The 26,014-nt window shown below is 72.4% G+C and carries 22 protein-coding genes; 8 read left to right on the top strand and 14 right to left on the bottom strand.

Going from position 1 to position 26,014, the window contains the following annotated elements; all coding sequences use genetic code 11:
* Positions 1 to 186: 186 nt before the first annotated feature.
* The gene (locus MYMAC_RS11920; protein ID WP_239989497.1) at positions 187 to 1,101 is read left to right on the top strand and encodes a flagellar motor protein MotB; all 915 of its coding nucleotides are present in this window, start codon (positions 187 to 189) and stop codon (positions 1,099 to 1,101) included.
* Between the two features lie 26 nt (positions 1,102 to 1,127).
* Here MYMAC_RS11920 and MYMAC_RS11915 read toward each other — a convergent pair whose 3' ends face one another.
* The 3 genes from MYMAC_RS11915 to MYMAC_RS11905 form a co-directional block, all read right to left on the bottom strand.
* A complete protein-coding gene (locus MYMAC_RS11915; RefSeq protein ID WP_095958188.1) occupies positions 1,128 to 3,023 on the bottom strand; it encodes an OPT family oligopeptide transporter in 1,896 nt (631 codons plus the stop codon).
* Positions 3,024 to 3,124: 101 nt separating this feature from the next.
* The gene (locus tag MYMAC_RS11910; protein ID WP_095958187.1) at positions 3,125 to 3,610 is read right to left on the bottom strand and encodes an FKBP-type peptidyl-prolyl cis-trans isomerase; all 486 of its coding nucleotides are present in this window, start codon (positions 3,608 to 3,610) and stop codon (positions 3,125 to 3,127) included.
* A gap of 73 nt (positions 3,611 to 3,683) precedes the next feature.
* Positions 3,684 to 4,961: a dicarboxylate/amino acid:cation symporter gene (locus MYMAC_RS11905; protein WP_095958186.1), complete on the bottom strand. Its 1,278-nt coding sequence runs from the start codon at positions 4,959 to 4,961 to the stop codon at positions 3,684 to 3,686.
* 80 nt (positions 4,962 to 5,041) lie between these two features.
* Between MYMAC_RS11905 and MYMAC_RS11900 the strand changes: the two genes are divergently transcribed.
* Positions 5,042 to 5,680 carry a 2OG-Fe(II) oxygenase gene (locus MYMAC_RS11900; RefSeq protein WP_095958185.1) on the top strand — a complete coding sequence of 213 codons (639 nt, stop codon included), beginning with the start codon at positions 5,042 to 5,044 and terminating at the stop codon, positions 5,678 to 5,680.
* Here MYMAC_RS11900 and MYMAC_RS11895 read toward each other — a convergent pair.
* The 6 genes from MYMAC_RS11895 to MYMAC_RS11875 form a co-directional block, all read right to left on the bottom strand.
* The gene (locus MYMAC_RS11895; RefSeq protein ID WP_013938983.1) at positions 5,659 to 6,441 is read right to left on the bottom strand and encodes a DNA-methyltransferase; all 783 of its coding nucleotides are present in this window, start codon (positions 6,439 to 6,441) and stop codon (positions 5,659 to 5,661) included. The genes MYMAC_RS11900 and MYMAC_RS11895 overlap by 22 nt on opposite strands.
* Positions 6,442 to 6,491: 50 nt before the next feature.
* Positions 6,492 to 7,397, bottom strand: coding sequence for a DUF2381 family protein (locus tag MYMAC_RS11890; RefSeq protein ID WP_095958184.1), 906 nt, complete (start codon positions 7,395 to 7,397; stop codon positions 6,492 to 6,494).
* Positions 7,398 to 7,447: 50 nt separating this feature from the next.
* Positions 7,448 to 8,152 carry a hypothetical protein gene (locus MYMAC_RS37790; protein WP_239989496.1) on the bottom strand — a complete coding sequence of 235 codons (705 nt, stop codon included), beginning with the start codon at positions 8,150 to 8,152 and terminating at the stop codon, positions 7,448 to 7,450.
* Between the two features lie 214 nt (positions 8,153 to 8,366).
* On the bottom strand, positions 8,367 to 9,536 hold the full coding sequence (locus MYMAC_RS37785) for a serine/threonine protein kinase (RefSeq protein ID WP_239989495.1): 1,170 nt from the start codon (positions 9,534 to 9,536) through the stop codon (positions 8,367 to 8,369).
* A 191-nt stretch (positions 9,537 to 9,727) separates the two neighbouring features.
* A complete protein-coding gene (locus MYMAC_RS11880; protein WP_095958183.1) occupies positions 9,728 to 11,047 on the bottom strand; it encodes a TfuA-like protein in 1,320 nt (439 codons plus the stop codon).
* Entirely contained in the window at positions 11,044 to 12,213 is a 1,170-nt protein-coding gene (locus MYMAC_RS11875; RefSeq protein ID WP_095958182.1) for a YcaO-like family protein, read from the bottom strand. The genes MYMAC_RS11880 and MYMAC_RS11875 overlap by 4 nt, the downstream gene beginning before the upstream one ends.
* A gap of 67 nt (positions 12,214 to 12,280) precedes the next feature.
* On the opposite strand from MYMAC_RS11875, the gene MYMAC_RS11870 reads away from it, so the two are divergent.
* Positions 12,281 to 12,742 carry a peroxiredoxin gene (locus tag MYMAC_RS11870; protein ID WP_013938977.1) on the top strand — a complete coding sequence of 154 codons (462 nt, stop codon included), beginning with the start codon at positions 12,281 to 12,283 and terminating at the stop codon, positions 12,740 to 12,742.
* Between the two features lie 7 nt (positions 12,743 to 12,749).
* On the opposite strand, the gene MYMAC_RS11865 is transcribed toward MYMAC_RS11870, so the two are convergent.
* Complete coding sequence (locus MYMAC_RS11865) at positions 12,750 to 13,328, bottom strand: TIGR02265 family protein (protein ID WP_050989304.1); 579 nt, start codon at positions 13,326 to 13,328, stop codon at positions 12,750 to 12,752.
* A 171-nt stretch (positions 13,329 to 13,499) separates the two neighbouring features.
* Between MYMAC_RS11865 and MYMAC_RS11860 the strand changes: the two genes are divergently transcribed.
* The 4 genes from MYMAC_RS11860 (at position 13,500) to MYMAC_RS11845 (ending at position 15,843) form a co-directional block, all read left to right on the top strand.
* Positions 13,500 to 14,141 (top strand): RNA polymerase sigma factor, encoded by a 642-nt coding sequence (locus MYMAC_RS11860; RefSeq protein ID WP_013938975.1) that lies wholly within the window; start codon positions 13,500 to 13,502, stop codon positions 14,139 to 14,141.
* Positions 14,141 to 14,671: a zf-HC2 domain-containing protein gene (locus tag MYMAC_RS11855; RefSeq protein ID WP_095958181.1), complete on the top strand. Its 531-nt coding sequence runs from the start codon at positions 14,141 to 14,143 to the stop codon at positions 14,669 to 14,671. Before MYMAC_RS11860 ends, MYMAC_RS11855 begins: the two co-directional genes overlap by 1 nt.
* The gene (locus tag MYMAC_RS11850) at positions 14,668 to 15,153 is read left to right on the top strand and encodes a hypothetical protein (RefSeq protein ID WP_095958180.1); all 486 of its coding nucleotides are present in this window, start codon (positions 14,668 to 14,670) and stop codon (positions 15,151 to 15,153) included. The genes MYMAC_RS11855 and MYMAC_RS11850 overlap by 4 nt, the downstream gene beginning before the upstream one ends.
* Before the next feature lie 108 nt (positions 15,154 to 15,261).
* Entirely contained in the window at positions 15,262 to 15,843 is a 582-nt protein-coding gene (locus MYMAC_RS11845; protein WP_095958179.1) for a DUF4136 domain-containing protein, read from the top strand.
* A gap of 8 nt (positions 15,844 to 15,851) precedes the next feature.
* Here the strand turns inward: MYMAC_RS11845 and MYMAC_RS11840 are convergent, their stop codons facing one another.
* The 4 genes from MYMAC_RS11840 to MYMAC_RS11825 all read right to left on the bottom strand — a co-directional run bounded on the left by MYMAC_RS11840 (position 15,852) and on the right by MYMAC_RS11825 (position 23,592).
* Positions 15,852 to 16,826: a DUF5996 family protein gene (locus tag MYMAC_RS11840; protein ID WP_095958178.1), complete on the bottom strand. Its 975-nt coding sequence runs from the start codon at positions 16,824 to 16,826 to the stop codon at positions 15,852 to 15,854.
* Positions 16,827 to 16,957: 131 nt separating this feature from the next.
* A complete protein-coding gene (locus MYMAC_RS11835) occupies positions 16,958 to 17,545 on the bottom strand; it encodes a glutathione peroxidase (protein ID WP_095958177.1) in 588 nt (195 codons plus the stop codon).
* Between the two features lie 35 nt (positions 17,546 to 17,580).
* The gene (gene uvrA / locus MYMAC_RS11830; protein WP_095958176.1) at positions 17,581 to 22,884 is read right to left on the bottom strand and encodes an excinuclease ABC subunit UvrA; all 5,304 of its coding nucleotides are present in this window, start codon (positions 22,882 to 22,884) and stop codon (positions 17,581 to 17,583) included.
* Positions 22,885 to 23,001: 117 nt separating this feature from the next.
* The gene (locus MYMAC_RS11825) at positions 23,002 to 23,592 is read right to left on the bottom strand and encodes a DUF2378 family protein (protein ID WP_013938968.1); all 591 of its coding nucleotides are present in this window, start codon (positions 23,590 to 23,592) and stop codon (positions 23,002 to 23,004) included.
* Positions 23,593 to 23,745: 153 nt separating this feature from the next.
* Between MYMAC_RS11825 and MYMAC_RS11820 the strand changes: the two genes are divergently transcribed.
* The gene (locus MYMAC_RS11820) at positions 23,746 to 26,013 is read left to right on the top strand and encodes a PAS domain S-box protein (protein WP_095958175.1); all 2,268 of its coding nucleotides are present in this window, start codon (positions 23,746 to 23,748) and stop codon (positions 26,011 to 26,013) included.
* Position 26,014: the final 1 nt, after the last annotated feature.

Below are 26,014 nucleotides of genomic sequence, written 5' to 3'. Positions count from 1 at the left end.
AGACTTCATGGAAACACAGGGAGAATCCGGACCGCGGGCCCGTCAAGCCCGTGCTTTGTTTGGAATCCCAATACTTGCTGGACGCAAGGGTTGCCGGGCCGCGCTTGCACGGAACTGGCGCGCATGCGACTGCTGCGGGACCTCGGGGCCGTCGCATTCACGTCGTGTTTCATTGGAGGCGTCGTCTTGCCGTCCCGGCCTGCGCTCACGCTTGTCGCTGTGTTGTCGTCCCTGGCCCTGTGTCTGGGCCCCGCGGAAACGCGGGCCCAGGGCCGCTCGCTCCCCTCCTTCAACCTCCAGCGGCTGGAGCTGGATCCGGCGGCGCTGGGCTCGCTGATGGTGGGCACGGGCCGCACGCTCCCCCAGGGCGCGCTGCGGATGTCCGTCCAGGGGCACTACGAGCAGCTCCCCTTCCACTTCCAGCGGCGCTGGGAGCCGGGCAGCGGCAGCGGCCTGGTGGAGAACCGCTTCACCATGGACCTGACGGCCGCCTACGGCGTGCTGCCGTGGCTCCAGGTGGCCGCGGAGGTGCCCTTCATCGTCAGCCAGGGCGGCTCCCGTCACCTCGACTTCGACCCGCCCGAGGGCTCGGGCCTGGGGACGCCGTGGCTGGGTATGCGCGCGGCGCTGGTGCGCCCGGACTTCGGCTTCCAGCTGGCGGCGGACGTCACCGCCGCGTTGCCCATGGGCAGCGCCTCCCTGCTCGCACGTGACGACTACGCCGTGCACCCCCGACTCCAGGTGGGCTTCCTCGCGGAAACGTGGCAGCTGGGCGGTGAGGCGGGCGTGCTGCTGCGCAAGAAGCAGGAGCTGGTCAGCGTGTCCGGCCACGCGGAGGACGTCATCGGCAACGAGCTGCGGCTGGGGGCCACGGTGACGTCCCGGGCCGGTGAGAGCACGCGCGGTGAAGTGAGCCTGGTGGCGGGCATCCCGCTCCAGGGCGGCCGCACCAGCGCCGAGCTGCTCATCGCCATCCGCAAGCACGCGCTGTCCTGGCTGGACCTGTACGTGCTGGGCGGGCCCGGCGTGGGCGCCGGCATGGACACGCCCACCTTCCGCTTCATCGCGGGCGCTTCGTTCTCCACCTTCCGCGTGGACTGAAGCGAAGCGCCCCGCCGCGCCCTTGCCTACTTGGGCATCACCCCGAAGGCCTTCGCCATGGCAATGGCGATGCCCAGCAGGCTCTCTCCCGCGATGAAGCCGGAGGACACCGGCAGCACCGTGTCCTCCGCCAGCTTCGGCTTCGCGCGGCGCAGCAGCGCGGCGATGGCGGAGCCCAGGAAGAAGGCGATGGAGCTGGAGCCCGGAATCACGATGGCCAGCCCGAAGCCCGCGGGGGACGGCACGTAGGCCTTCGCCTTCGCCGGGGCCCAGCGCTCCAGCAGCACCAGGAAGATGCCCAGCAGGGCGCCGCACAGCGCGCCCACCCGCGCCGAGTGCGGCAGCGCGGCCACGCCCGTGGCCAGCAGCTTGGACACGCCGGCCCACACCATGGAGGCGGGCGCGGGGAACTCCTCGGAGCCCAGCACGCTGGCGTCCGGTACGAGAATCTTGAACACGGGCACCACCACCGCCGCGCCCGCCACCACGCCGAAGAGCTGCGCGACGAACTGCTGGCGCGGGTTGGCGCCCAGCAACCACCCGGACTTGAGGTCCGTCAGCAGGTCCGCCGAGTGGAGCCCCACGCCGCCCGTGGCGTTGGCGCTCATCACGTTGGCGGGGATGTTGCCCGGCGCCAGGCCGCCGAAGATGAGCTGCGTGACGGGGCCCAGCGCCTTGGTGGGCGTGGTGTCCGTCTCGCCCGTCACCCGGCTGGCGATGACGCCCATGACGACGGCCAGCGGCATGGCCAGCACGCCCGCCCACCACGGAATCTGGAACAGGTAGGCCATGAGGAACACGGCCACCGGGCCCAGAATCGCGAAGCCCAGGGGGAACCACGCGGGCGGGCACTCGATGCCGGCCAGCGGGTCCGCCTCCTCCTCCTTCGCGTTCTTCCCCTTGAACAGGCCGGTCAGCGACTTGAAGGAGCGCGCCACGCTGCGCCACTGGAAGGCGAAGGAGAGCAGGCCCGAGGACACCAGCACCGCCGAGCCCGTCCACACCATCCAGCTGTTGATGGAGCGGTAGGTCACCTCGGTGATGGCGCCCTGGCTCACCATGGCCGGCGCCAGGAAGCCGTAGGTGAGCACCGCGCCCAGCAGCATGGACCAGCCGGTGCGGAAGCTCACCAGCGCGCCCGCGCCCACCAGCAGCAGGCTGAACTCGAAGGACAGCGACCACGCCGACGCCTTCTTCCCCAGCATGGAGAAGGGCAGGCTCACCTTCTCCGGGATGTTGGTCAGCCACGTGAAGCGCGCGTCGCGCAGGGCCACGAGCAGCGCGCCGACCGCGCCCGCCAGGCCCAGCAGCGTCGACTTGCGGCGGGCCACCTCGCCGTGGCCGTGGAGCGCGCGGATGGTCTCCGCGGTGGCCGTGCCGGTGGGGAACGGCAGCGCCTCCACGTTGATGAGCTGGCGCTTGATGGGGATGGCGGCGAAGACGCCCAGCGCGGAGATGACGGCGAACCACACCATCAGCCAGCCGGAGGACGGCAGCGTGCCCGTCAGCATCAGCAGCGCGGGCACGGCGGCCATGTTGCCGCCGCCCGTCATGTAGCCGGCGGCCGAGGCCACCGAGCCCATGGCGTTGTTCTCCAGGTCGGTGAACTCCTCCTTCAGCACCCGGATGGAGCGCAGCGTGCCGAACACCGCGAAGGCGAGGATGCAGGCGGTGATGGTGACGCCCAGGCTCCAGCCCGTCTTGAGGATGACGTACAGGTTGGACAGGCACATCACCGCGCCAATCGCCATGCCGGCGATGACGGCGCGCACGGTGAGCTGGCGCGCGCCGCCCTGGTAGACGTGCTCCAGCCAGTAACGCTCCGGGTCCTGGGCCGCGGAGGCCCCCGCTTCACCAGGTGCGTCGGTGGGTGGGATGCGGAGGCCGCTGGGACTGGGCGTCTGGGAGGGGGACTGGCTCATGGGGGCGGCGAAGATAGTTCACCCCCATACCGCCTCGCGAGCGCCACGTGATGGCGGGCGGGCCATCCAGGTGGGTGGCCGCGCCGCGTCAGGGCGACCCGTCAGCCGTGGTCGTGCCCGCCCGGCCCGTGGACGTGGCCGTGCGTCAGTTCCTCCGACGTGGCGGTGCGCACGCCCTTCACGGTGACGTCGAAGTGCAGCGTCTTGCCGGCCAGCGGGTGGTTGAGGTCCACCACCACGCCGTCATCGCGCACCTCCTGGATGCGCAGCGGGATGTCGCCCTGGTCCGTCTGCGCCATCAGCGTCTGGCCGGGCTGGGGCGAGAAGCCGGGCGGCAGCATGCCGCGCGGCACGGTGCGCACCCCCGCGGGGTCGTGCTCGCCGTAGCCCTGGCCGGGCGCCACGACCACCTGCTTGCTCTCCCCCGGGTCCATGCCCTCCAGGGCGCCTTCGAGCCCCGGGACAATCTGCCGGTGCCCGTGCAGATAGGCGAGCGGCTGGTCGGGCGCGCTCTGGTCGATGACCTGGCCGTCTCCCAGGTGCAGCCGGTATTCGAGCGAGACGACGGAATCCTTGGCGACCCTCATGCGGGGCTCCTTGCCGATGACTGCGTGGGGACTGCGGGTGCTGCGAGGAAGGTGCGGCGGGAAATGCCCCGCGTCAGGAGGTGGAGGGGTCCACGGCTCCCTCTTCAGCCGGGCTGTCGACCGGTTCACCGCGCGCCACGTAGACGGCGGCGGCCAGGTCGCCGGTGACGTTGAGCGTGGTGCGGCACATGTCCAGGAAGCGGTCCACGCCCAGGATGAGGCCCAGGCCCTCCACCGGAATCTTGAACATGCCCAGGATCATGGCGATGACGGGGATGGAGCCCGCCGGCACGCCCGCGGTGCCGATGCCCGCCAGGATGCAGATGAACATGATGAGCGCCTGGTCGGACAGGCTGAGCGGCACGCCGTAGACCTGGGCGAGGAAGAGCACCGTGACGCCCTCGAAGAGCGCGGTGCCGTTCTGGTTCATCGCCGAGCCGGCGGTGAGCACGAAGCGCGACACGTTGCGCGGCAGCTTGAGGTTCTCCTCCGCCACCTTGAGCGCGGTGGGCAGCGTGGCGCTGGAGGAGGACGTGGAGAACGCGGTGACGATGGCCAGCCGGCTGCCGCGGAAGAACTCGATGGGGCTGCGCCCGCCCAGGAGGCGCACCGACAGCGAGTAGACGATGAACATGTGGATGCCCAGCGCCAGCAGCACCGTGACGATGTAGGAGGCGAGCTGCGCGAAGATGCCGAAGCCCAGCCGCGCCGTCATGGCGAACAGCAGCGCGGCCACGCCGAAGGGCGCCAGGCTCAGCACGCCGTCGATGAGCTTCATCATCACGTCGTAGAGGCCCTGGAGGGTTTCACGCAGGCGCTGCACGGGCTCGCTGGGGGTGAGCGCCACGCCCATGCCGAAGATGAGCGAGAAGACGATGAGGCCGATGAAGTCCCCGTCCCCCGCGGCCTTGATGGGGTTGGTGGGCACCATGGAGACCAGCACCGCGCCGAACGAGGACGCCCCTGGCGCGGCGGCTGCCTGGATGGTCATCCCGCCCTGGGCCTGCGCGCGCGCCTCTTCGCTGACGCCCGCGCCGGGCTCCAGCGTGTTGACCAGCACCAGGCCGATGAGGACGGAGATGGAGGACAGGACGACGGTGTAGCCCAGCGTGCGAGCGCCCAGCCGCCCCACCTGCTTGAGGTCCAGCTCCGCCACCGCCACGACGATGGCGGAGAACAGCAGCGGCACCACGAGCATCAGCAGCAGGCGGATGAAGATCTGCCCGATGGGGGAGGCCACGTTGTCCACGACGAAGGTCAGCCAGGGCGCGCCGCCCGCGACGAGGTTGGCCACGAGGCCCGCCACCGCGCCGGAGGCAATGCCAATGAGCATCTTCTGGTGCGCCTTCATCAAGACTCCGAGCCCTCCTCGCCGGAGGAGAATGGTCCGCGCCACCGGGCGGTAGGCGAAGATGGCATGCTGTCCCCCTCGTGGAAACCCTCGTTCGACTCACCGAGAACGCCGTGCCCCCCCTGCTCTTCCGCCGCCTGCTGCGGCGCCTGGCGCTCGTGGGCACCGAGCGTTTGCGTCAGACCTACCAGACGACCTTCTGGTACGACTTCGGCCCGGCGGCCAACGTGGTGGAGGACATCATCCTCACGCTGCGCCCGCACATCGCCGGCAGGCGCCGCGTGGCGGGCGTGGAGTGGTGGCTGTCGCGCATGGAGCCGACGGACGTGCGCGTGGACTTCCACCAGGACCGCGACGAGAAGCTGGCGCGGCGCACCGGTGAGCTGGTGCACCCGCGCATCTCCTCCGTGCTCTTCCTCAACCGGGTGCGCGGCGGCGCGCTGGTGGTGACGAAGGAGAAGCCCGACGCGGCCAACCCCTCGCTGGCCCCCTCGCGGCTGGACACCGCGGACCTGGTGACGCCCCGGCCCAACCGGCTGGTGGTGTTCGACGGCACGCTGACGCACGGCGTGCTGGACGCGGAGAACCAGATTCCGGACGGGAAGCTGCCCGGACGCGCGCGGCAGCGGCGCACGCTGGTGATGAACTGGTGGGGCCACCGGCCCACGGACATCCCCGCGTGGGCGGACACGCGCCTCTACCGGGCGCTGGCGCGCTGAGCCTCCTCGCGGGCCGTCTCCCGCAGGCGGTGGGTGACGCGCTCGGCCCACTCCGGCTCGACTTCCAGGCACGCGGGCCGCCGGCCCAGCCGCAGCGCTGCGGACGGCATGGAGCCGCTGCCCGCGAAGGGGTCCAGCACCGTGTCCCCCGGGCGGCTGTACGTGCGCACCAGCGGCTCCAGGACGGAGAAGGGCTTGTGGTGCGGGTGGCCGCCCCAGCGCTTCGCCTCCGCGTCGTCGTCATAGCCGCCCACCACGGCCCAGACGGTGGGCAGATCCCCCGGCGCCAGCGGCGGCGCGGGCGTACGGGCAATCACCAGGGCCACTTCGTAGACGCGCAGCAACTGCTCGTTGGCGTTCTTGTCGGTGGTGCGCTTGCCCCAGACATACTCGCCGCGCAGGTGCGGGTAGCCCAGCCCGCGCGCCGCGGTGAGGATGGGCTCCTTGCCCAGCAGGTTCGTCCAGATGATGAGCGGCGCGTCCGGCGTCAGGTGCGCGGTGGCGCGCGACAGCCAGGCCTCGGAGAAGGCGCGGTAGTCGCGCACCGTCTCGAAGCGGACGATGGGGTTCTGGTCAATCTTCTTGTGCGCGCGCGTGTCCCGCAGGTCGCCGCCCTTGCGCCGCCGGGTGAGCAGGCAGTACGGCGGGTCCGTGTGGAGGAGCGCGGCGCGGGTGTCGCCCAGGGCGGCGCGGTAGCCCGCGGGCTCGCGGGAGTCGGCGTTGATGCAGCGAAGGGACTCGGGCGGGGGAAGGGAGGTCATCGGCCTGAGCGGCACCCTACACGGCGGGGCGCGGGGCTCAAGTGGCGCGCTCACCGCGCCTGGAGGCCTTCCAGCTTCAAGGTCCGCTTGCGGCCCTCGTCCCACAGCTCCAGCGTGTACCGGCCGGTGTCCACCGCCTCCGGCTCCTCCAGGACGATGACGATGGGCGAGTCGCCAGCGGCATCCAGGGGCCCCGCCTGCCAGGGGGGGAGCGTCCGCAGCCGGTTGCCCTGGGCGCCGGTGAGCGCCGCGCCGGCCGCGCGCCAGTCCTTCGCCGCCTCCGAGGGCACCAATAGAATCCGCAGCGCGGCCCAGGCGGGTGAAAGGCGGACGAGGCTCACGGCTCGGACGATGAAGTCGCCCGTCACCTTCCGGGCCGCCCAGTGACGGTGACGGATGGCGCTCACGTCCTGGATGTCCGCCACCAGGGACTCGCGCGTCACCTCGCCTCCCGCGCGGGAGCGCTGGAGCTGCTGCACCTGGCGCTCCAGCCGAAGCATCCCCGCACGGAGCTCCTCCACCTCCTGCCGGTAGGACGCGGCGGACCGCGCATGGCGGTAGAGCTCCACCTGGCGCTCCGGCCGCGTGGCATCCACGACGAGGTTCAACACGGCCCTGTCCGGCACGGCGCCATCATGGAACCGGACCTCCAGCCGCAGCCGCTCCCCCTCCCGGAACGTGGGCGAGGGCACCAGCACGAGGTGGTCCTCCGTCGCGCCGAAGCGCTGGAACCGCTCACGGCCTTCGAGCGCCAGTTGCTCCGGACGGATGCGCGCATCGAAGAACAAGGTGGTGGACAGACCGGGGCTGATGCGGACCTCCGGCGGGGTGGCCAGGCTTCCCGCCTGCACGTCGATTCGCCGCACCACCGCGGGCGCGTCCACCGCCGCGGACTCCGCGAGGGTGGCCCACAACAAGCCCCACGCGAGCACGATGAAAGTGGGCGAACCAGTCAAGGCCGAGCAACCTCCAGCAAGGACGCCTCCACACCATGACAGGTGGAGGGCTACCTGTGCGTCCCCATTTCTCCGAGCACCTGGGAGATGGCCAGGTTGACGCCCGGATACATCATCGGTCTGCCGGGGGTGCTGGACGGGTCATAATCCATCCCGATGGCCTCCCGGCTGGAGCTGTCCACGATGTTGGCGCAGATGGGGATGCGCCGGCCGTCCGGGTACTCCACCTCCGTGAACCACCCGTAGATGGCCCTCTTCCCGTGGTACACCGTCCCATAGTAGCGGCTCCCCTTCGGGAGGCGGCCGGTGTAGGCGCTCCGGACCTCGGCGATGGCATAGAGGGTGATGGGTCCCCCGTCTGGCGGCACGGGCACCGGCGTCACGGAAACCCGGGGCACCATGGAGAGCGTTATATCGTTTCCAATCATATCGGGAGGGTGGAAGCCCCGCTTCTTCATGGAGGCCAGCACCTCCGGCGGGCACTCGATGCGCGGCGGCTTGTCCCGCACCTGGGGCCCGCTGGCGCACGCGGCCGTGAGGCAGGCCACGGCGGCGGCCTTGCCCAGCGCGCTTCCTGAAGGCGGGCGCTTCCTGAGCCGTGACGCGGAGGCCTCCTCCTTCTCCGCGTCGGAGGAAGCCACCTGCGCGGACACTTCGTCCTGCGCGTCCGTGTCGTGGACCGCGCCCGCGCCCGGAGCGGACGGTGCCGCCTCCAGGAGGGGCATCTCGGAGGGATTCGAAGAACGACTCGTCACTGCGGGACTTCCTTTCTCATTGGGAACAGGCGGGGCAGGAGCCGGGTCTGCCGTGATGGGCAGCGCCAGGCGGCTCACCCCGAACACCACCAACCCCACGCCCAGCAGCGCGGCCACACCCCACCCCACGGCGGCCTTGCGGCGCGACCGCGCGGGTGGCGGCGCGGGGAACTCCCCCCGGGCGTCGCCGCGGAGGGCGTCTCCGCCCCGGGCATCACCGCGGCGGGCGTCTCCCCCCGGGCGTCGCCGCGGGGGCCGCCGGTGGCTCGGACGCCTCGGCGGGCGCGCTCGCACTCGCCACCGGGGCGTCCCGGGGCTCCGGATTGAGGGGCAGCACCGGCGCGAACCCGGACGACTCCCGGGCAGGGACGGGCCGCGAGGACGTGGCGGTGTCCGGCACCATGCGCACCCGCGGGGCCTCCCCGTCCGCGCCCTCGGGCGGCCGGTCCAACGACACCTTCCAGGCCGGCTGCCGCTTCTCCTTGGCCACGTCCCACAGGGCCTGGAGCAGCGCCTCCGTGCCGGCGTAGCGGTCCTCCGGGCGCTTCGCGAGCAGCCGCAGGGCGATGTCGCCCAGGGCGCGCGGCACCTTCGGATTCACGACGTGGGGCGCGCGCGGCGTCACCGTCTCAATGGCCGGCAGCAGGCGGTCATACGGGAGCTTCGGGTCGAACGCGTAGCCATCCGTGAGCGACTCGTACAGCAGCGCGCCCAGCGCGTAGAGGTCCCCGGGCACCCCCGCGTCGAAGTTGGCGCCCTGCTGCCAGGTGCCTTCGCGCAGGAAGGCGACGCACTCGGGCGGCAGCAGGTGCGGCGCGCCGGGCGCCACGCCCACCGTCAGCGTCGTGGCCCCGGGCAACCGCACCGTGCCCAGGTCGATGAGCATGGGGCGCTCGTCCTCGCGGCGGATGAGGACGTTGTCCCCCTTCAAGTCCCGGTGGTGCACGCCCCGGCGATGCAGGTCCCCCACCACGCGCACCAGCTCCGTGAAGACGGACAAGAGGTGCGCCGCCGTGGGCTTCACCCGCCAGCGCCATTCGTGGAACGTCTCACCGTCGATGTAGTCGGTGACGAAGTACAGGTAGCCCTCGGGAGGCTCCGGCCAGCGGTCCACGGCGTGCAGCGCCGGGAGGTTCGGGTGGGGGGCGCAGGCCAGCAGCGCCGCCACTTCGTGCGCCAGCCGGCCGTTGATGTCCTCCTCCTCCGCCGCGTGGAGCCCCGCGGGGCGGAGCGCCATCTTCAGCGAGTAGTGGCGGCCCGCGCGCTCCACCTGGAAGACCCGGCCGAAGCCGCCCGAGCCCAGCGACGCCACGACCCGCCAGGGGCCGACCTCGCTGCCCGCGACGAGCTGGTCCGGATGGAAGGGAGGCGACCTCACCGCCACGGCCGGTGCCCTCCTCCCGCCCCACCCGCAACGTCACGCGCGAGACGCACCGCCCGTGGCGGCGACATCCGCGCGGAAGACTCGGTAACCACCCAGGGAGCGGGGCTGGACAAGGGCAACCTCCAGGGTTGACCCTATCCTTTTCGCCGGGGATGTCACGTTTTCACTTACCCGCGAGGTAAGTCCGCTGCTCAGGAGGACCCAACGCCCTCCGTTGGGTCCACCGCCTCGGCGGCGTCCGCCCAGCGCCCGCCCAGCCGGGCCTCGGCGGCCAGGGCCTCGTCCCAGGAGGGGCCATCCGGCAGCAGGCGCGAGGCGTTCTCCAGGGCGAGCCGCTCCAGGGCGCGCTCCTCGCACAGCCGCCGCAGCCCCTGCGCGTCCAACCCCAGACGGGCCAGCCAGGCCTCACGGCGCGAGGCGGGCACGCGCTGGCCCCGCCACCACGCCGCCTCCGCCTCGTCCACCTCGGCGGCGGAGACGCTCAGCCCCTGGGTGCGCGCCCAGCCCGCGAGCAGCGCCCGGCGCAGCCCCGCCTCCGCCAGCGCCGCCGCGTCGGGAGACTCCCGGAGGACGTCCAGCACCCGGCCCGAGGACACCGGGCCCGCCTGCGTCGCCGTCACGTCATCCACCAGCCGCCTGCGCCGGACCAGGGACGACGGCACACGCGCCGGCCCCTGCTCCCCCGAGGACACGGCGCCCGCCTGTGTCGGGCTCACGCCATCCAGCCGCCGACGGCCGCGGGCGCCGGACGCCCCCGAAGCGCCGTGCCCGCCCAGGGCCCCAGCGCCATCCGTCGCCGTCACGCCATGGGACGACACACGCGAAGACAGGTGCGGCGCGGGCGCGCCCGAAGCCACCCACTCCGCCGCCGCGCGAAGGCACGCGAGCGCGTCCTGCCTCTTCAAGTCCTCCGCGCCGCGCACGAACCACCCGTCCCACGCGGCCCGGGTGGACGCGGGCCAGTGTGGCGTCACGGCCTCCAGCACCCGCGCCCACGTGCGCTCCTGGTAGAAGACGGCCTGCCCCGCGTCCACCAGCGCCTGGGCGGCGGCCCGGCCCAACACCCGCGCATGAGCCGCGCGCTCCGCGGCGTACCGCACGTTGACCAGGGGCACCGTGAGCGGACGCCAGCCGTGCTCCTCGTCCGCGTGCAGCAGCGCCACCTCCGAGTCGTCCACCACCACGCCGTCGCGGTACCACTCGAAGATGCGCCCCACGCCCACCATGCCGTGCGGGGCCAGCTCCGCCGCGCGCAGCGCGCCCATGCTGCCGCCACCGAAGACGGCCACGCCCGCCTCCAGCGCCGCCAGCAGCTCGTGGTGCCACACCGAGGGCTGCGCCTCGAAGACGCCATCCACCAGGGCAATGGCCCGGGGCCGCAGGCTCAGCGCGCGCCACACGTCTCCCTGCCGCGCGGGCGGCAGCACCGTGCAGGGCGCCAGCCGCTTCGCCTCCGCCTCCGGCAGCGAGGGCCCCAGGAACACCACCAGACTGTCCGCGCGCCGCTTCATAGGAGCTCCGAGATGCGCATGCCCGGCACCACCACGCGCTGGACGTGGAGGCCTTCCACCGGAGCGGTCAGCGCCACCGCCGCCGCCCGCGTGAAGCCCGCGCGCTGGAGCAACGCCAGCACCTGCCGCACCTGCCCCGCCGCCGCGCCGCGCGCCTTCGCCCCCACATCCGGCATGTCCGCCACGCGCCGACGCGGCCGGACCTGGGCGCAGGCCTCCGCGAAGCCCCGAGCGGCCTCGCGGTCCGTGGCGGCGACGTCCTCGCGAGCGCCGTGGATGTCCGTCAGCCGCGACTGCGCCGCCTCCAGCAAGGCCTTCAGCAGCGCCGACTCCCGCGTCAGCGCGCACGCATACCCCGCGGTGAGCGGCACCGGGCCCTCCTCCAGGTCCACCAATATCGCCGCGCCCACCGGCAACCCCACCGCGCCCGGCGTGCGCGACGCCGGCGTGGCATCGAAGAGGTACACGCCGAAGCCCCGCTCCCGCAGGCGGCCCGCCAGGGCCTCCACGGAGGGGGCGTGCTCCGCCAGCTCCGGAGCGCGCAGCAGCCGGCGATGGACACCCTCCTCCGTCCAGCCCTCAGGCAGGGCCCGCGCGAGCTGGTCCCGCTCCGTGGCCTCCAGCAGCGCGTGCAGCAAGGCCTTCTTCGCGTCCGGGTGCGCGCCGGAGCCATTGCTCGTCCACGCCACCGCCACCGGGCCCAGCGCGGGGCTTCCCGCGGGCGGCACGTGCAGGCCCTGGGCGGGCACCCACACCGGCGCACCGGAGTACAGGTCCGTGGCCTCGCGCCAGGCACAGCGCACGTGCGGGCTCCACAGGCGCGGCGCCACGAGCGCCCCCGCCGAGCCCAGCTCGTCCGCGCCCCACAGCGTGCCCATGCGGCCATCCAGCTCCGCGAGTGAGCCGCACACGAGCGCGTCCGGCGCCACCGTCTCCGCCGCCCACAGCTCCGCCGTCTCCAGCAGCGCGCCCCAGGCCGCGTCCTCGAAGGAGAGGCCCTTGCCGTTGCACACCTGGAGGACGTGGCCGCCCGGACGCACCGCGCAGGCCACCTCCACGCCGGTCCGGTCCAGCCCGGTGACGCGCGCCACCCGCGTCACGCCCATGGCCTGGGCCAGTCGTTGTTGAAACCGCCGCGAAGACAGCTCGTCCCTGGGAGGCCGCACGGGCGCGGACCTTATCCTGAACGCATGTCCGCCGGGTCCCTGGCAAACGTGGTAGGGACCGGGGCGCATGCTTTCCGTCGGAGACACCGCGCCGGACTTCACCGCCACCGACTGTCACGGGGCCACCTTCCGGTTGTCCTCCCTGCGCGGCCGGCGCGTGGTGCTCTTCTTCTTCCCCAAGGCCTTCACGGTGGGCTGCACCATCGAGAACCGCGCGTTCCGCGACAACCACGAGCTGCTCGAGGGCCTGGGCGCGGAGCTGGTGGGCGTGTCGGTGGACACGCAGCGCACGCAGTGCGAGTTCGCGGAGGCCGAGGGCATCCACTTCTCCCTGCTGGGAGACGCGGACCGGAGCATCAGCCGCGCCTATGACGTGCTCTGGCCGGTGCTCAACGTCGACCGCCGCGTCACCTTCATCCTCGGCGCGGACGGCCGCGTCGAGGAGGTCATCCGGCACGAGGTCCGCGTCTACCGGCACCTGGACGACGTGCTCCGCTACCTGCGCGCGAACCCGCTCCCGGCGCCCTGACGGGCGCTCACTCCCAGGCGCAGTGGTACTCGCAGTGCGGCGCGCCGCGGGCACGGCACATGGGGTGGGTGATGCGCACGGCGCGCCCCCCACACAGCTCGATGGCCCGCTCGTGCCAGCCGATGATGGTGAGGCAGTCCGGCTCGGTGACGTTCTCCGCGCCGAAGGTCCGCAGCACGGCGGAGCTCGGCCCCGTCTGCTCATAGGTGCGCGAGCCCACCGCGTAATAGAAACGGTAGATTCGCGGCGCCTGGCTGAGCAGGAAGTGCGGCTCCCCCGCCCGGATGAAGACGTGCTGCGCGCCGTGCAGCGCCTCGTCGGCGGAGGCGCGCCCCATCTCGATGAAGGCCCGGTCCTTGTCCTCCGGCGACATGACGCCCGCGATGGCCGCGTCCAACCGCAGGTTCAGCTCCAGCGGATACCAGCCGACCGGCAGCAACATCTTCCGCAGCAGCGCCTGGTCCTCCGCGGGCAGGCGCCGCAGCACCTCATCCACGCGGACCTGCCCGCCATGCTGGCGCAGCATGTTGAGCCGCGAGATGAGCACGCCGCCCTTGATGCGTGAGCCACTTCCTTGGGTCAACATGCCCCCGTCCCAGGTCGTCACCGCCCACGCATTGTCCCAGGGCCGCCGGTTCTCCTTCAACCCGGCAAGGCACGATTCCCACCGCGATAGTCAGAAATTCAAGAACAGACAGAAATCACAGAAGGAAATCCGCAGAAATTAACCTTTATCTCCGTCCGGGGTTGGAGCCACGTGAGCATCAGGGAGACAGGCGGCCGGGTGGTGTCCCTGCCCGTGCGCGTGGCCCGGGCGGGCCTGGAGCGAGCGCCAGACGAGGCGCTCTGCCGCGCCTTCCTGGACGGCGAGCCGGCGGCCTTCGAGGTGCTGGTGATGCGGCACCGCGCGCTCGTCTTCTCGCTGGTGCGCCGCTACGTGACGCGGCCGGAGGACGCGGCGGACCTGGTGCAGAGCGCCTTCCTGCGGGCGCTGGAGGCCTCGCGCCGCGTCTTCGCGCGCTTCACGCCGTCGGGGCCGGCGCCCTTCCGGGCCTGGCTGGTGCGCATTGCCCTCAACCTGGCGAAGAACCACGCCCGCCAGGGCCAGCGCTGGCGCCCCGTGCTGGTCGCCGCCGGTCCGGACGACGTGGTGGAGGACCCGTCGGAGTCCGCGCAGGAGCGGATGGAGCGGGCCGAGCGGGAACGGCAGGTGCGCGCCGAGGTGCTCACCCTGCCCCGCCGGCAGCGCGAGGTGCTGACGCTGCGCGTGGACGGCGGGCTGGCGTTCAAGGACATCGCCGAGACGCTCGGCATCACGGAGAACAACGCGAAGGTGCAGTTCCACCATGCGATGAAGCGCCTCAAGGCGCGGGTGGGCGTGCCGGAGGAGAAGCACTGATGGCTGCATGCCCTGACCAGGAAGCGCGGCTGGACCTGCACGCCGCGGGAGCGCTGGAGGACGACGACGCGCTTGGGCTCATCCAGCACCTGGAGGGCTGCGAGGGGTGCCGGCGGGCGCTCGCGGCGTCCAGGGAGGTGCTCTCGCTGGTGGCGCTGCCCCCGCTGTCGCCCCAGGAGAAGCTGGAGCTGGAGGAGCTGCCCCGGCGCACGCTGTCGGAGTGGCGGCGCGGCGCCCGGCGGCAGGGCCTGGGGCTGAGGACATTGGGCGCGCTGGTGGCCACCGCCGCGGCGGTGACGCTGGTGCTGCTGGTGCCCGGCGCGTGGCGCGTGACGGGCCCGGAGACTCCGGGCCCCTCGCCGGAGGCGGTGACGACGCGCCCCGCGGCCGAGGCCGCCGGGGAGGTCGACGCCGAGACGATGGCCGCCTTCGAGGCGTGGGCGGGGCTGGAGCCGCTGGACGCGGTCCTGGTCGAGGACTCCGACGGCTGGGACGAAGACCTCGACTTCGACGTGGGAGAGACGCTGTGAGGACGACGGTGCGGACGCGGATGGCGGTGCTGATGCTGGCCCTGCTGCCCTGGGTGGCGGTGGCCGCGCCCACCGGGCGCGAGGCCCGCTTTGAAGAGCGCATGGAGCGCGCGGAGAAGCGCCAGCGGCTGCGGCAGGTGCTGGAGCTGTCGGACGCCCTGGGCCTGGACAACGCGCAGGCGCTGAAGATGGAGCAGACGCTGGAGCGCTTCGACGGGCGCCGGCGCCCGCTGCGGCGGCAGGTCCGTGAAGCGGCGCGAGTGCTCCACCGGGCGTCCCGGGGTGACAGTGAGGCCCTGGCGCAGGTGGACGCGGCGGCGCTGAGCGCCTTCGAGGCGCGTGAGAAAATCGCGGCGCTCGACAAGGAGCTGTACCTCACGCTCGCGAAGGAGCTGCCGCAAGAGAAGCGCGCCCGGCTGGCGCTCACGTTGGCGCGCAGCGAGGGCCGCCAGAAGATGAAGCGGGGGCCCGGGGAGCGGTAGCACCGCGGCCGGGGAGGGCCGAGCATCCCTCTTCTGAGGCGAGCGCCGTGCCGTGGCTACCGTCCCGGAGGCCCCGGCGCGCACCGCGCCGCCACCGAGGAGGCTTGCTTGCGGCTGCTGACCCGAATCGCCCCACCGCTGCTGGCGCTGGCTTTCGCCGCGTGCTCCAGCATCGACGTGAACACCCACTATGACCCCGCCGCCACGCAGAAGCTGGAGGGGTACCGCACCTATGCCTGGCTCCCCCAGCCCACGGGCATGGACGAGCGCGTCTACAACCCCATCGTCGGCGCGCGCGTCGAGCAGACGGTGGACCGCTACCTGCTCGCGCGCGGCTACCAGAAGGTGGAGACCGGCGACAACCCGGACTTCCTCATCGGCTGGCACGGCGCCATCCACAACGCGCTGAAGGCGGAGACGGTGGACGCCTACTACGGCTACCCGTGGGGCGGCCCCTTCACGGACCCCTTCTACGCGGGCGGCGCCGTCACCATGCCGGAGACGTACATGCGGGAGTACGAGGAAGGCTCCCTCATCCTCGACATCGTCGACCCGCGGTCGAAGCAGCTCGTCTGGCGCGGCACCGCGCAGGCGGAGCTGGAGGCGAACGCCAGCGCGGAGCAGCAGCAGCAGAAGCTGGATGCGTCGGTGAAGGAGCTGCTGGAGCGCTTCCCGCCCAAGCCGAAGTGAGGGCGCCTTCAGGGCGAGGGCTGCTCGGCGAGCGTGCCCTCCTCCACGGCCCGAGCAGCGCGCCGGGACTCGGGGACGATGAGCGGCCGCTCCAGGCGGTCCCGCTCCCAACCGCCCAGGTCCGCGCAGGCCTCGTAGGTGCTCTGGAGGAAGTCGAGCAGGTACGCCCGAGGGTCCTCCGCGCGCCGCACGTCGTCGTACGCCAGCAGGAACTCCTTGATGTCGGCGTCGTAGCGGGCCTCGGCGGGGCGCACGCTGGCGCGCGCGAAGCCCTCCGGCTCCGGGGCCGCGTAGCTGTAGAAGGCCGCGCCGCCCGTGGCCTGCAGGCCGGGCCAGAAGCCCGCGCTGCTGACCTCCTCGCGGTAGGCCTCCTGGGTGATGGGGTCCGCCCCGGGACGCTCCGGCGCGGGCCGCCCGGAGAAGCGCGTCACCGCCAGGTCGAAGCTCCCCCAGAAGAAATGCACCGGGCTGCACTTGCCGGTGAAGCGCGCGCGGAAGGCCTCGAAGACAAGCGTGGCCTGGAGCTGCGCCCGCCACCAGCGCTCCACGGCCTCGCCGTCATAGCTGGCGTGGCGGAAGTCCTCGCCAAAGGGCGTGGTGTCATCCGGAATCTCGACGGGCTGCTCCCAGATGCGCACCTCGATGCCCAGGGAGCGCAGCGTCGCCATGAAGTCCCGGTAGAACTCCGCCACGGGCCGGGGCTCCAGCGCCATCACCCGGGACGGCCCGCGGTTGGCGTGCACGTGCAGCTCATGCGCGCGGAAGTCGAACTCCACCTCGAAGGCGCCATTCCCGTACGGGATGAGGCCCGTCGTCAGGCCTCGCGCCGTCACGCGGAACGCGACGTTCCACCAGTGGTTCTGCGGCGGCGTCAGCGCCAGCTTCACCTTGCCGACGACCTGGGTGTACCGGTGCAGCGTGGCGTAGGTGTCCTGCCACGCCTCCAGAGGCAATGGGGGCCACGCCTCGTCCAGAGTGTCCATGGGGTCTCCCTTCAAGCCGTGTCGGCATTCAGGGTGAGACCCCGCCGGCGCCCATGCCAGGGCGCCAGCCAGGGCCGCATGCCACCAGGGCGGGGACCGGAGGGCCAGCCCCCACGCGCCCTCTTCCGCGGCTACGGCTGCGCGAGCGCGCTGTCGATGGCCGCCTTCAGCTCGGCGCTGTCCGGCGTCACCGCGCTGGCGAAGCCGGCCTTCACCTGCCCGTCCTTGCCCACCACGAACTTGTGGAAGTTCCACTTGGGCGCGGGGTGGTGCTGAGACAGGAACGCGTAGACGGGCGACTGGCCGTCCCCCTTCGTCTTCACCTTCTCGAACATGGGGAAGGTGACCTTGTAGCGCAGCTCGCAGAACTTCTTGATGTCCTCCGACGAGCCCGGCTCCTGGCCGCCGAAGTCATTGGACGGGAAGCCCACCACCACCAGGCCCTTGTCCTTGTAGTCCTGGTGGAGCTTCTCCAGGCCCGCGTACTGCGGCGTGTAGCCACATTCGGACGCGGTGTTCACCACCAGGACGACCTTGCCCTGGTAGTTGGACAGCTTCTCCGGCTTGCCGTCGAGCCGGTTCGCGGTGAGGTCATGGAAGGACATGGGCTTCTTCTCGCTCGTGGATTCGGACTTCGCGGGGGACGGCTTCGGCGCCGCGGCCCACGCGGGGGTGAAGGCCAGCGCCGAGGCCAGGGTCAACAGGGGAAGGGTTTTCATGCCGCTCCCCAGGATGCCCCAGTCCCCCGCCCGTTTCACGCACGCCGCGCCGCGGCACGGGGGCGGGTGTCCTCGCCGGAAAACAGCGACTTGAGCACGCGTCCGGTGGGCGTCTTCAGCTTCGCCACCTCGCGAGGCGTCCCCGTGGCGACGATGTGACCTCCCGCCTCACCGCCGTCGGGCCCCAGCTCCACCACGTGGTCCGCCGCGCCAATCACGGACGGGTGGTGCTCGATGACCACCAGCGTGTCGCCGCGGTCCACCAGCCGGCCCATGAAGGTGATGAGCTTCTCCACGTCCCCCAGGTGCAGGCCGGTGGTGGGCTCGTCCAGCACGTACAACGTGGGCTCGTGACGGGCGGAGGCCGTCAGCTCGGCCGCGAGCTTCAAGCGCTGCGCCTCGCCGCCGGACAGGGTGTTGGAGCCCTGGCCCAATTGGAGGTAGCCCACGCCCAGGTCCGCCAGGCACTCCAGCGGCGCGGCCACGCGGGGCAGCGCCTTGAAGACGTCCTTGGCCTCGTCCGCGGAAAGGCGCAGCACGTCGCCAATGGTGAGCCCGTGGTAGCGCACCTCCAGCGTGGCGGCGTCGAAGCGCGCGCCGTTGCAGGCCTCGCACGGCGTCACCACATCCGGCAGGAAGGACATCTCATGGGAGATGGCGCCCTGCCCCTCGCACGCGGCGCACCGGCCGCCGCTGGCGGAGTTGAAGGAGAAGCGCGTGGGCGAGAAGCCCTTGATCTTCGCCTCGGGCGTGGCCGCGAACACGCGGCGCAGCTCGTCCCAGATGCCCAGGAAGGTCGCCGGCACCGAGCGCGGCGTGCGGCCAATGGGCGACTGGTCCACCGACAGCACGCGCTTCACCGCCTCCGCGCCGTGCAGCGACGTGAAGGGGCCGGGCTTCGCCGTGACGCGGTCCAGCTTCTCGCGCAGCGCCGGGTACAGCACCTGGCGAATCAGCGTGCTCTTCCCGGAGCCCGACACGCCGGACACCACGTTGAGCCGCCCCACCGGCAGCCGCAGGTCCACGCGCTTCAGGTTGTTGGCCCGCGCGCCCTTGAGCTCAAGCCACTGCTTCGGCTCGCCGCGCCCGGAGGGCGGCCGCACCTGCGCCTCCTTCAAGGCGCGCGCGGTGGGCGAGTCGCTCTCCAGCACCACGTCCGGAGGCCCCTCCGCCAGGATGTGCCCGCCGCCCCGGCCGCCCGTGGGCCCCAAATCCAACAGGTGGTCCGCCGCGCGGATGGTGTCCGAGTCATGCTCCACCACCAGCACCGTGGAGCCCGTGGCGACCAATGCGCGCAGGTTGTCCAGCAGCCGGTGCGTGTCGCGCGGGTGCAGGCCGATGGTGGGCTCGTCCAGCACGTACATGGCGCCGGTGAGGCCCGCGCCCAACTGCGCGGACAGGCGCAGCCGCTGCATCTCCCCACCCGACAGCGTGGCGGCGTTGCGGTCCAGGGACAGGTAGCCCAGCCCCACGCGCTCCAGGAACTCCATGCGCCGCAGCAGCTCCTGCCGGGACGGCTCGCCCAGCAGCGCCCGGTCCCCCTTGAACTTCCAGCCGCGCACCCGCTCCAGCGCGGACGCCACGGACTGCTGCACCACCTCGTGGTAGCGCGCGCCCTCCAGCCGCACGCCCCGGGGCACGGGGGCCAGCCGGCTGCCGCCGCAGGTGCGGCACGGCGCCACCTCGCCCTCGGCCATCGCCTCGGCGCCACCCTGCACGCCGGTGCCCTCACACGACTCGCAGCGGCCCTGTTTGGTGTTGAAGGAGAACCAGCGCGGATCCAGCTCCGGCACGGCGGTGCCGCACCTGGGGCAGGTGCGCTCGGTGGACAGCAGCGTCTCGCCCTTGCCGGCGTCCACCTTCACCGCGCCCTGGCCCCAGCCCAGCGCCTTCTCGAAGACGTCGCGGTCCAGCTTGGACAGCCTGCCCTCGTACATGACGAGGTCGATGTCGTGCTCGCGCGTCTTCGCCAGGCGCGGCGGGTCGTCCGTGGAGGCCCGCTTCCCATCGACGATGGCTTGCGTGATTCCCGCCCGCGCGGCGGCCGTGAAGACGTCCAGGTAGGTGCCCTTGCGCGCGCGCACCGCGGGCGCCAGCAGCGTGCCCTCCCCCTTCATCGCCGTGAGCCGCGCGAAGAGCAGGTCCGGAGACATGGAGGTGATGGGTGAGTCGTCATCCGGGCAGTGCGGCTCGCCCAGCTTGGCGAACAGCAGGCGCAGGTAGTGGGCCACCTCGGTGACGGTGGCCACGGTGCTGGTGGCCCCCGCGCGCGAGGTGCGCTGCTCCAGCGCCACCGACGGCGGCAGTGAGCTGATGCGCTCCACGTCCGGCCGCGGCATGGAGGGCAGGAACTGCCGGGCGTAGGGGCTCAGCGTCTCCAGGAAGCGGCGCTGCCCCTCGGCGAACACCACGTCGAACACCAGCGAGCTCTTGCCCGAGCCGCTCGGCCCGGTGACGACGGTCATCTTCCCCAGGGGAATCCGGCACGACACGTCGTGCAGGTTGTGCTCGCGCGCGTGCTCCACCTCGATGGCGGGCACCTCGCCCCTGCCCGGCTTGCGCAGCTTCACCGCGCGGCCCAGCGGCTTGCGCTCGCCGCGCAGGGCCTGGGCGGTGGCGCCCTTGCCGCGCGCCACGTCCTCCGGCGTCCCCTCCGCGACCAACTGGCCGCCGTCGCGCCCGCCCACCGGCCCCAGGTCGAGGACCCAGTCCGAGGCCTTCATCACCGCCACGTCGTGGTCCACCACCAGCACGCTGGCGCCGAAGTCCACCAGCGCGTGCAGCGCGGTGATGACGTGCCGCACGTCCTCCGCGTGCAGGCCGGCGCTGGGCTCGTCGATGAGGAACAGCGTCCCCCGCGCCTCGCTGGCCAGCGCGCGCGCCAGCTTGAGCCGCTGCGCCTCGCCCCCGGACAGCGTGGACAGCGGCTGTCCCAGCGGCAGGTAGCCCAGGCCCAGCCGCGCCACCGGCCCCAGCGTGCGCTTCAGCGCCGCGTCACCGCCGAAGTGCTGGAGCACCTCCTCCACCGTCATCTCCAGCACCTGGGCCACGCTGAAGCCCTGGTGGCGGACGGCCAGCACCTCGTCCTTGAAGCGGCGGCCCCGGCACACCGGGCACAGCAGCGCCACGTCGGCCAGGAACTGCATCTCCACCGTCTCGTAGCCTTCCCCCGAGCACGCCTCGCAGCGGCCCTTGTCGACGTTGAAGGAGAAGTGCGCCGCCGTGAGGCCCCGCACCTCCGCGTCCGGCTCGGAGGCGAAGCGCTCGCGCAGCCGGTCCCACGCCTTGGTGTACGTGGCCGCGTTGCCGCGCGACGTGCGCCCCAGCGGAGACTGGTCCACCAGCGTGACGGCCCTCACCGCCTCCATGCCCTCCACCGCGTCCACCGCGCCGGGCGCCTCCACGTCCTTCACGCCCAGCCGCCGCGCCAGGTGCCGGTACAGCACCTCGTCCATCAGCGTGCTCTTGCCCGAGCCGCTGGGCCCCGTCACCGCGCACAGCACGCCCAGGGGCACCTTCACCGTGAGGTCCTTCAGGTTGTGCTCGCGGGCCCCCCGAATCACCAACTCCCCGGTGCGCGCGCGCGGCGCGCGCTTCACCTCGTCCACGCCGGCCAGCAGCCGGCCCGTGGGCAGCTCCTGCTTCTTCGCCAGGGCCTCCGGCGTGCCGTCGAACACGAGCCGCCCGCCCTGCTTGCCCGCCCCGGGCCCCAGCTCCAGCACGCGGTGCGCGGAGCGGATGACCAGCGGGTCATGCTCGATGACCAGCGCGATGTTGCCCCGCTCCGCCAGCTCCGCGATGGCCTCCGTCAGCGGCGGCACGTCGCCCGGGTGCAGGCCCACGGTGGGCTCGTCCAGGACGAAGAGCGCGCCGGTGAGGGACGTGCCCAGCGCGGCCGTCAGGGACACCCGCTGCGCCTCGCCGCCCGACAGCGTGCGCGCGGGCCTGTCCAACGTGAGGTAGCCCAGGCCCACCCGCTGGAGGTAGCGCAGGCGCCCGGCCAGCTCGCGCCGCGCCAGCTCGCCCTGCCCCGTGGTGGTGCGCAGCGCGTCCAGCCGCGCCAGCGCGTCCGTCAGCTCCAGGCGGTGCCACGACGGCAAATCCAACCCGCCCACGCGGTACGCGCGCGCCTGGGCGTTGAGGCGCCCGCCGCCGCAGCGCTCGCACAGCGTATAGGCGCGGTAGCGCGCCAGCAGCACGCGCACGTGCATCTTGTACGTGCGGCCCTCCATCCACCGGAACCACGCGCGCACGCCCGGGTAGGCGCGGCCGTCGTCGTAGTCGCCCTCGCCCTCCAGCACGGACTCGCGCTGCTCGGGCGTCAAGAGGCCCCAGGGCTTGTCCCAGGGAATCCCCCGCGCCTTGCACCAGCGCTGGAGCATGCCGCGCTCCCAGGTGGTGGACTGGCCGGACCAGGGCCGGATGGCGCCCTGGGACAGGCTCAGGTCGGGGTTGGGAATCACCTTGCCCCAGTCGATGCCAATGGTGCGGCCGAACCCGCGGCACGCGGCGCACGCCCCCACCGGGGACTGGTAGCTGAAGAGGCCGGGCCGCGCGGCCTCGAACTCCTTCGCGCACTTCGGGCACACCAGCCCGCGCCGCAGCCGCTGGGGCACGCCCTGGCCGGGGACGAACAGGTGGGCCTCGCCGTCGGCGCGGCTCCACGCGTCCTCCAGGGCCTGCGTCACGCGCGACAACTGCGCGTTCGTCAGCTTCACCCGGTCCACCACCACGCGCGCGACTCCGGCCGGGTCGGTCGCCTCGGCGGGCCGGAGCGACTCCAGCTCCTTCACCTCGCCCTGCACCATCAGCCGGTGGTAGCCGTCCTTCAGCAGCCGGGCCCGCGCGTCCAGGAAGGCCGCCGTGTCGGGGATGCGCAGCGGGAAGGTGAGGATGGCCTGCGCGTCCGGGTGCTCGCGGATGGCCGCGGCCGCCGCCACGCGCGCGTCCGTCCGCACCGCCTCCACGCCGCAGGTGCCGCACACGGGCACCGCCTCGCGGGTGAAGAGCGCGGACAGGTACGGCTCCACGTCCGCCAGCGTGGCCACGGTGGAGCGGGAGCTCTTCACCGGCGCGCGGCGGTCCACCGCCACGCCCGCCGCCACGGGCTCCAGCGCGTCCATCGGCGGCCGCTCCAGCCGCTCGAGGAACTGCCGGGCATACGGGCTGAAGCTCTCCACGAAGCGCCGCTGCCCCTCGGCGTACAGGGTGTCGAGCGCCAGGCTCGACTTGCCGGCGCCGGAGACGCCAGTGACACAGACGAACTCCCCTTCCGAGAGGTCGACCGACAGGTCCTTCAGGTTGTGCGTGCGCGCGCCAACGAGGTGAGTCTTGTGCATACGGGTGGCACGTTTAACGACTGGACAGTCCGCGGCCAATCACAACTGAGCGAGCACCCGCGGGCACTCGCCTCCCTGGCCGCCGATGGAGCGGACACCCGGGCCCGGGAGGCCCGCTCAGGCGTCCGTCCAGCGCACCCGCAGCGAGTACCCGGTGGCCTGCCGCTCCAGCACCTCCACCCGGGGCTTCACCCGGGTGCGCAGCAGGACGCCCTCCACCACGCCCGCGACGAAGTCCGGCAGCGGGTCCGGGTCCACCACGCGGATGCGCCACTCCGCCGTCTGCACCGGCTCCAACGACATCTTCATGTCCTCACGCCCGGCGCGCAGGTACGTGGGCAGTCGCGTCAGACACCGCTCCGTCCCCAACAGGGGCGCGGCGGTGGCGAAGATGCGGCCCACCAGCGTCTGGGCGAAGCCCTCCACGTAGCGGTAGCCCAGGGCGCGGTTGGCCGCTTCGGCGGGCTGCCCCGCATACACATGGCGGCGCGCCACGCCCAGGGCCGCCCGCCACACCGCGAGCGGGTAGTACTCCTGCGCGGCCTCCATGTCGTAGCCAATGTCTCTCAAGGACTGGGCGAAGGGGCCCATGGGCTTCAGGGCATGCACGAAGAGCCCGTCGAAGTTCCGCCGAGGCACCTGCACCGGCAACGGTGGCGGCTTCTGCGGCTCGATGGCCGTCTTGTCGTCCGCGCCCCGCCGTTCCATGCGCTCCCCCTGTCTCCACCGGTCCACCCCGGTCCTGTGCCCAGTGTAACAGCCCGGGCGCTCCGTCACCTCCACACCCCACCGGCGCGGCCACCCGCTTTTACAACAGCAGACGTCGTGTCACGATGCGCGGCCGTCATCACGAGGAGCTCCATGCGGGTCCTGATTGTCACCCAGGGGGGAGGGGCGGACCTGGCGCCACTCGAAACCCGGCTGCGTGAGCAGGGGCACACGGTGGTCACCGTGACACGCGAGGCGGACGTGCCCGCCGCGTGGCGCAGCGGCACCTGCGCGCTCGTGGTGGTGGATGCCCGGACGGACACCTCACGCGTCCCGCTGGTGCGCGCGCTGCGCAGCCTGCCCGGCGCCGAGGAGTCGGTCATCATGCTCCTGGGGCACCGGGGCGCCCTGGGCGCGCTGCGCCCCGCCCTGGACGCCGGCGCCGAGGACCTGCTGGCGTGGCCGGTGGATGACGAGGAGCTGACGCTGCGGCTGGAGCTGGCCCGCCGCCGCTTCGTCCGGCGCGAGGGCCGCAAGCGCATGTCCCTGGGGGATGACCTCAAGGAGACGCTGCTGGCCGTCAGCCCCGTGCCCACGTCCATCACCACCATCGCGGAGGGGCGCGTGGTGGCGGCCAATGACTTCTACTTCCAGCTCTTCGGCTACCCGCGCGAGGAGGTCATCGGGCGCACCACGTTGGAGCTGGCGCTGTGGGAGACCCCGGTCGACCGCGCACAAATCGTGGAGAAGCTGCGCCGCCACGGAACGGTGCGCGGCGTGGACGCCCGGTACCGCACCCCCGAAGGGGAGCTGCGACACACGCTGCTCTACATGGGGCTGGTCTCCTACGGCGGCGCCCCCCACATCATCTCCTTCTTCCCGGACATCACCCCGCTCAAGCACGCCGAGGAGAGCCTGCGCCGCTCCGAGGTGAGCTTCCGCACCCTCATCGGCAGCCTGCCGGACCTGGTGGCCGTCTTCGACACCGGCGCGCGCGTGCGCTACGCCAACCTCAAGGTCGCCACGGCCCTGGGCTACGACAACGTCAACGAGCTGCTGGGCAAGCACATCTCCGACATCATCCCGAAGGAGGACTTCGCCAGCGCCGACGCGCGCATGCACGAAGCCCTCCGCACCGGCCGCGCGGCGCTCCAGGAGCGGCGGTTGGTGAAGCGCGACGGCAGCGTGCTGCACGTGGAGTCCACCACCTTCCCCCTGCCCTTCGACGGCGAGGACTCCATCGTCTCCGTCTCCCATGACTTGACGGAGCGCTACCAGATGCAGGCGCGGCTGATGCTCGCGCAGCGCATGGCCTCCGTCGGCACGCTGGCGGCGGGCGTGGCGCACGAAATCAACAACCCCCTGGCCTACCTCACCGCCAACCTGGCCTTCGCGCGCGAGGAGCTCGCCAGCGCGATGCCCCGGCTGGCGGAGTGCGTGGCCAGCGCCCAGGCCGCGCTCGCCGAGGCCCAGCAAGGCGCTGACCGGGTGCGCAGCATCGTCCGGGACTTGAAGACCTTCAGCCGGGTGGACTCAGCGGAGAGCGCGGAAGTGGACATCCGGCAGGTGCTGGAGTCCACGCTGAACCTGGCCACCACGGAGATCCGCCACCGCGCCCGCCTGGTGAAGCAGCTCGACGCGGTGCCCACCGTGGTCGGCAACGAGTCCCGGCTGGGTCAGGTGTTCCTCAACCTGCTGGTGAACGCCGCCCAGGCCATCCCCGCGGGGACGCCGGAGCGCCATGAAATCCGCGTCGTCACCCGCCTTTCGGGCGACGGCCGCGTCTGCGTGGAGGTGTCGGACACGGGCGCGGGCATCGCCAAGGACCACCTGCCGCGCCTGTTCGACCCTTTCTTCACCACCAAGGAGCCCGGGGTGGGCACCGGCCTGGGCCTGTCCATCTGCCACAGCCTCGTCACGGCCCTCGGTGGGGAAATCCACGTCACCAGCGAGCCGGGCAAGGGCTCCACCTTCCAGGTGCTCCTCAACCCCTCCCAGCGGCCCGAGGCGGCGCGCCCGCCGCCAGCCCCGCCGCCCCCTCCCGCGCAGAGGCGGGGCCGCCTGCTGGTGGTGGACGACGAGCCGCTCGTCTGCACGGCCCTGGGGAGGACCCTGCGTCCGCACCACGACGTCACCCTCTCCACCCGGGCCCAGGAGGCCCTGGAGCGCATCGACGCCGGTGAGCGCTTCGACGTCGTCTTCTGCGACCTGATGATGCCGGGCATGAGCGGGATGGACTTCTACTCCGCCCTCCAGGCCCGCCACCCCGAGCAGGCCCGACGCGTCATCTTCCTCACCGGCGGCGCCGTGACCCCCCAGGCCCGGGCCTTCCTGGAGTCGGTGCCAGGCCCCCACCTGGAAAAGCCCTTCGCTGGCAGGGAACTCCTCTCCCTGATCCAGGAACGGCTGGCGCACACCTAGC

Origin of the sequence: Corallococcus macrosporus DSM 14697 (genome assembly GCF_002305895.1) — a bacterium.
Taxonomy (GTDB): Bacteria; Myxococcota; Myxococcia; order Myxococcales; family Myxococcaceae; genus Myxococcus; species Myxococcus macrosporus.
The sequence above is the reverse complement of the archived record's forward strand: the minus strand, read 5'-3'. Positions and strand labels throughout refer to the sequence as shown.

Coding starts and splice junctions, on each gene's coding strand:
- MYMAC_RS11915 (WP_095958188.1), bottom strand. CDS start 3,023: ATGAGCCAGTCCCCCTCCCAGACGCCCAGTCCCAGCGGCCTCCGCATC.
- MYMAC_RS11910 (WP_095958187.1), bottom strand. CDS start 3,610: ATGAGGGTCGCCAAGGATTCCGTCGTCTCGCTCGAATACCGGCTGCAC.
- MYMAC_RS11905 (WP_095958186.1), bottom strand. CDS start 4,961: ATGAAGGCGCACCAGAAGATGCTCATTGGCATTGCCTCCGGCGCGGTG.
- MYMAC_RS11895 (WP_013938983.1), bottom strand. CDS start 6,441: ATGACCTCCCTTCCCCCGCCCGAGTCCCTTCGCTGCATCAACGCCGAC.
- MYMAC_RS11880 (WP_095958183.1), bottom strand. CDS start 11,047: ATGAAGCGGCGCGCGGACAGTCTGGTGGTGTTCCTGGGGCCCTCGCTG.
- MYMAC_RS11870 (WP_013938977.1), top strand. CDS start 12,281: ATGCTTTCCGTCGGAGACACCGCGCCGGACTTCACCGCCACCGACTGT.
- MYMAC_RS11865 (WP_050989304.1), bottom strand. CDS start 13,328: ATGTTGACCCAAGGAAGTGGCTCACGCATCAAGGGCGGCGTGCTCATC.
- MYMAC_RS11855 (WP_095958181.1), top strand. CDS start 14,141: ATGGCTGCATGCCCTGACCAGGAAGCGCGGCTGGACCTGCACGCCGCG.
- MYMAC_RS11840 (WP_095958178.1), bottom strand. CDS start 16,826: ATGGACACTCTGGACGAGGCGTGGCCCCCATTGCCTCTGGAGGCGTGG.
- MYMAC_RS11835 (WP_095958177.1), bottom strand. CDS start 17,545: ATGAAAACCCTTCCCCTGTTGACCCTGGCCTCGGCGCTGGCCTTCACC.
- uvrA (WP_095958176.1), bottom strand. CDS start 22,884: ATGCACAAGACTCACCTCGTTGGCGCGCGCACGCACAACCTGAAGGAC.
- MYMAC_RS11825 (WP_013938968.1), bottom strand. CDS start 23,592: ATGGAACGGCGGGGCGCGGACGACAAGACGGCCATCGAGCCGCAGAAG.
- MYMAC_RS11820 (WP_095958175.1), top strand. CDS start 23,746: ATGCGGGTCCTGATTGTCACCCAGGGGGGAGGGGCGGACCTGGCGCCA.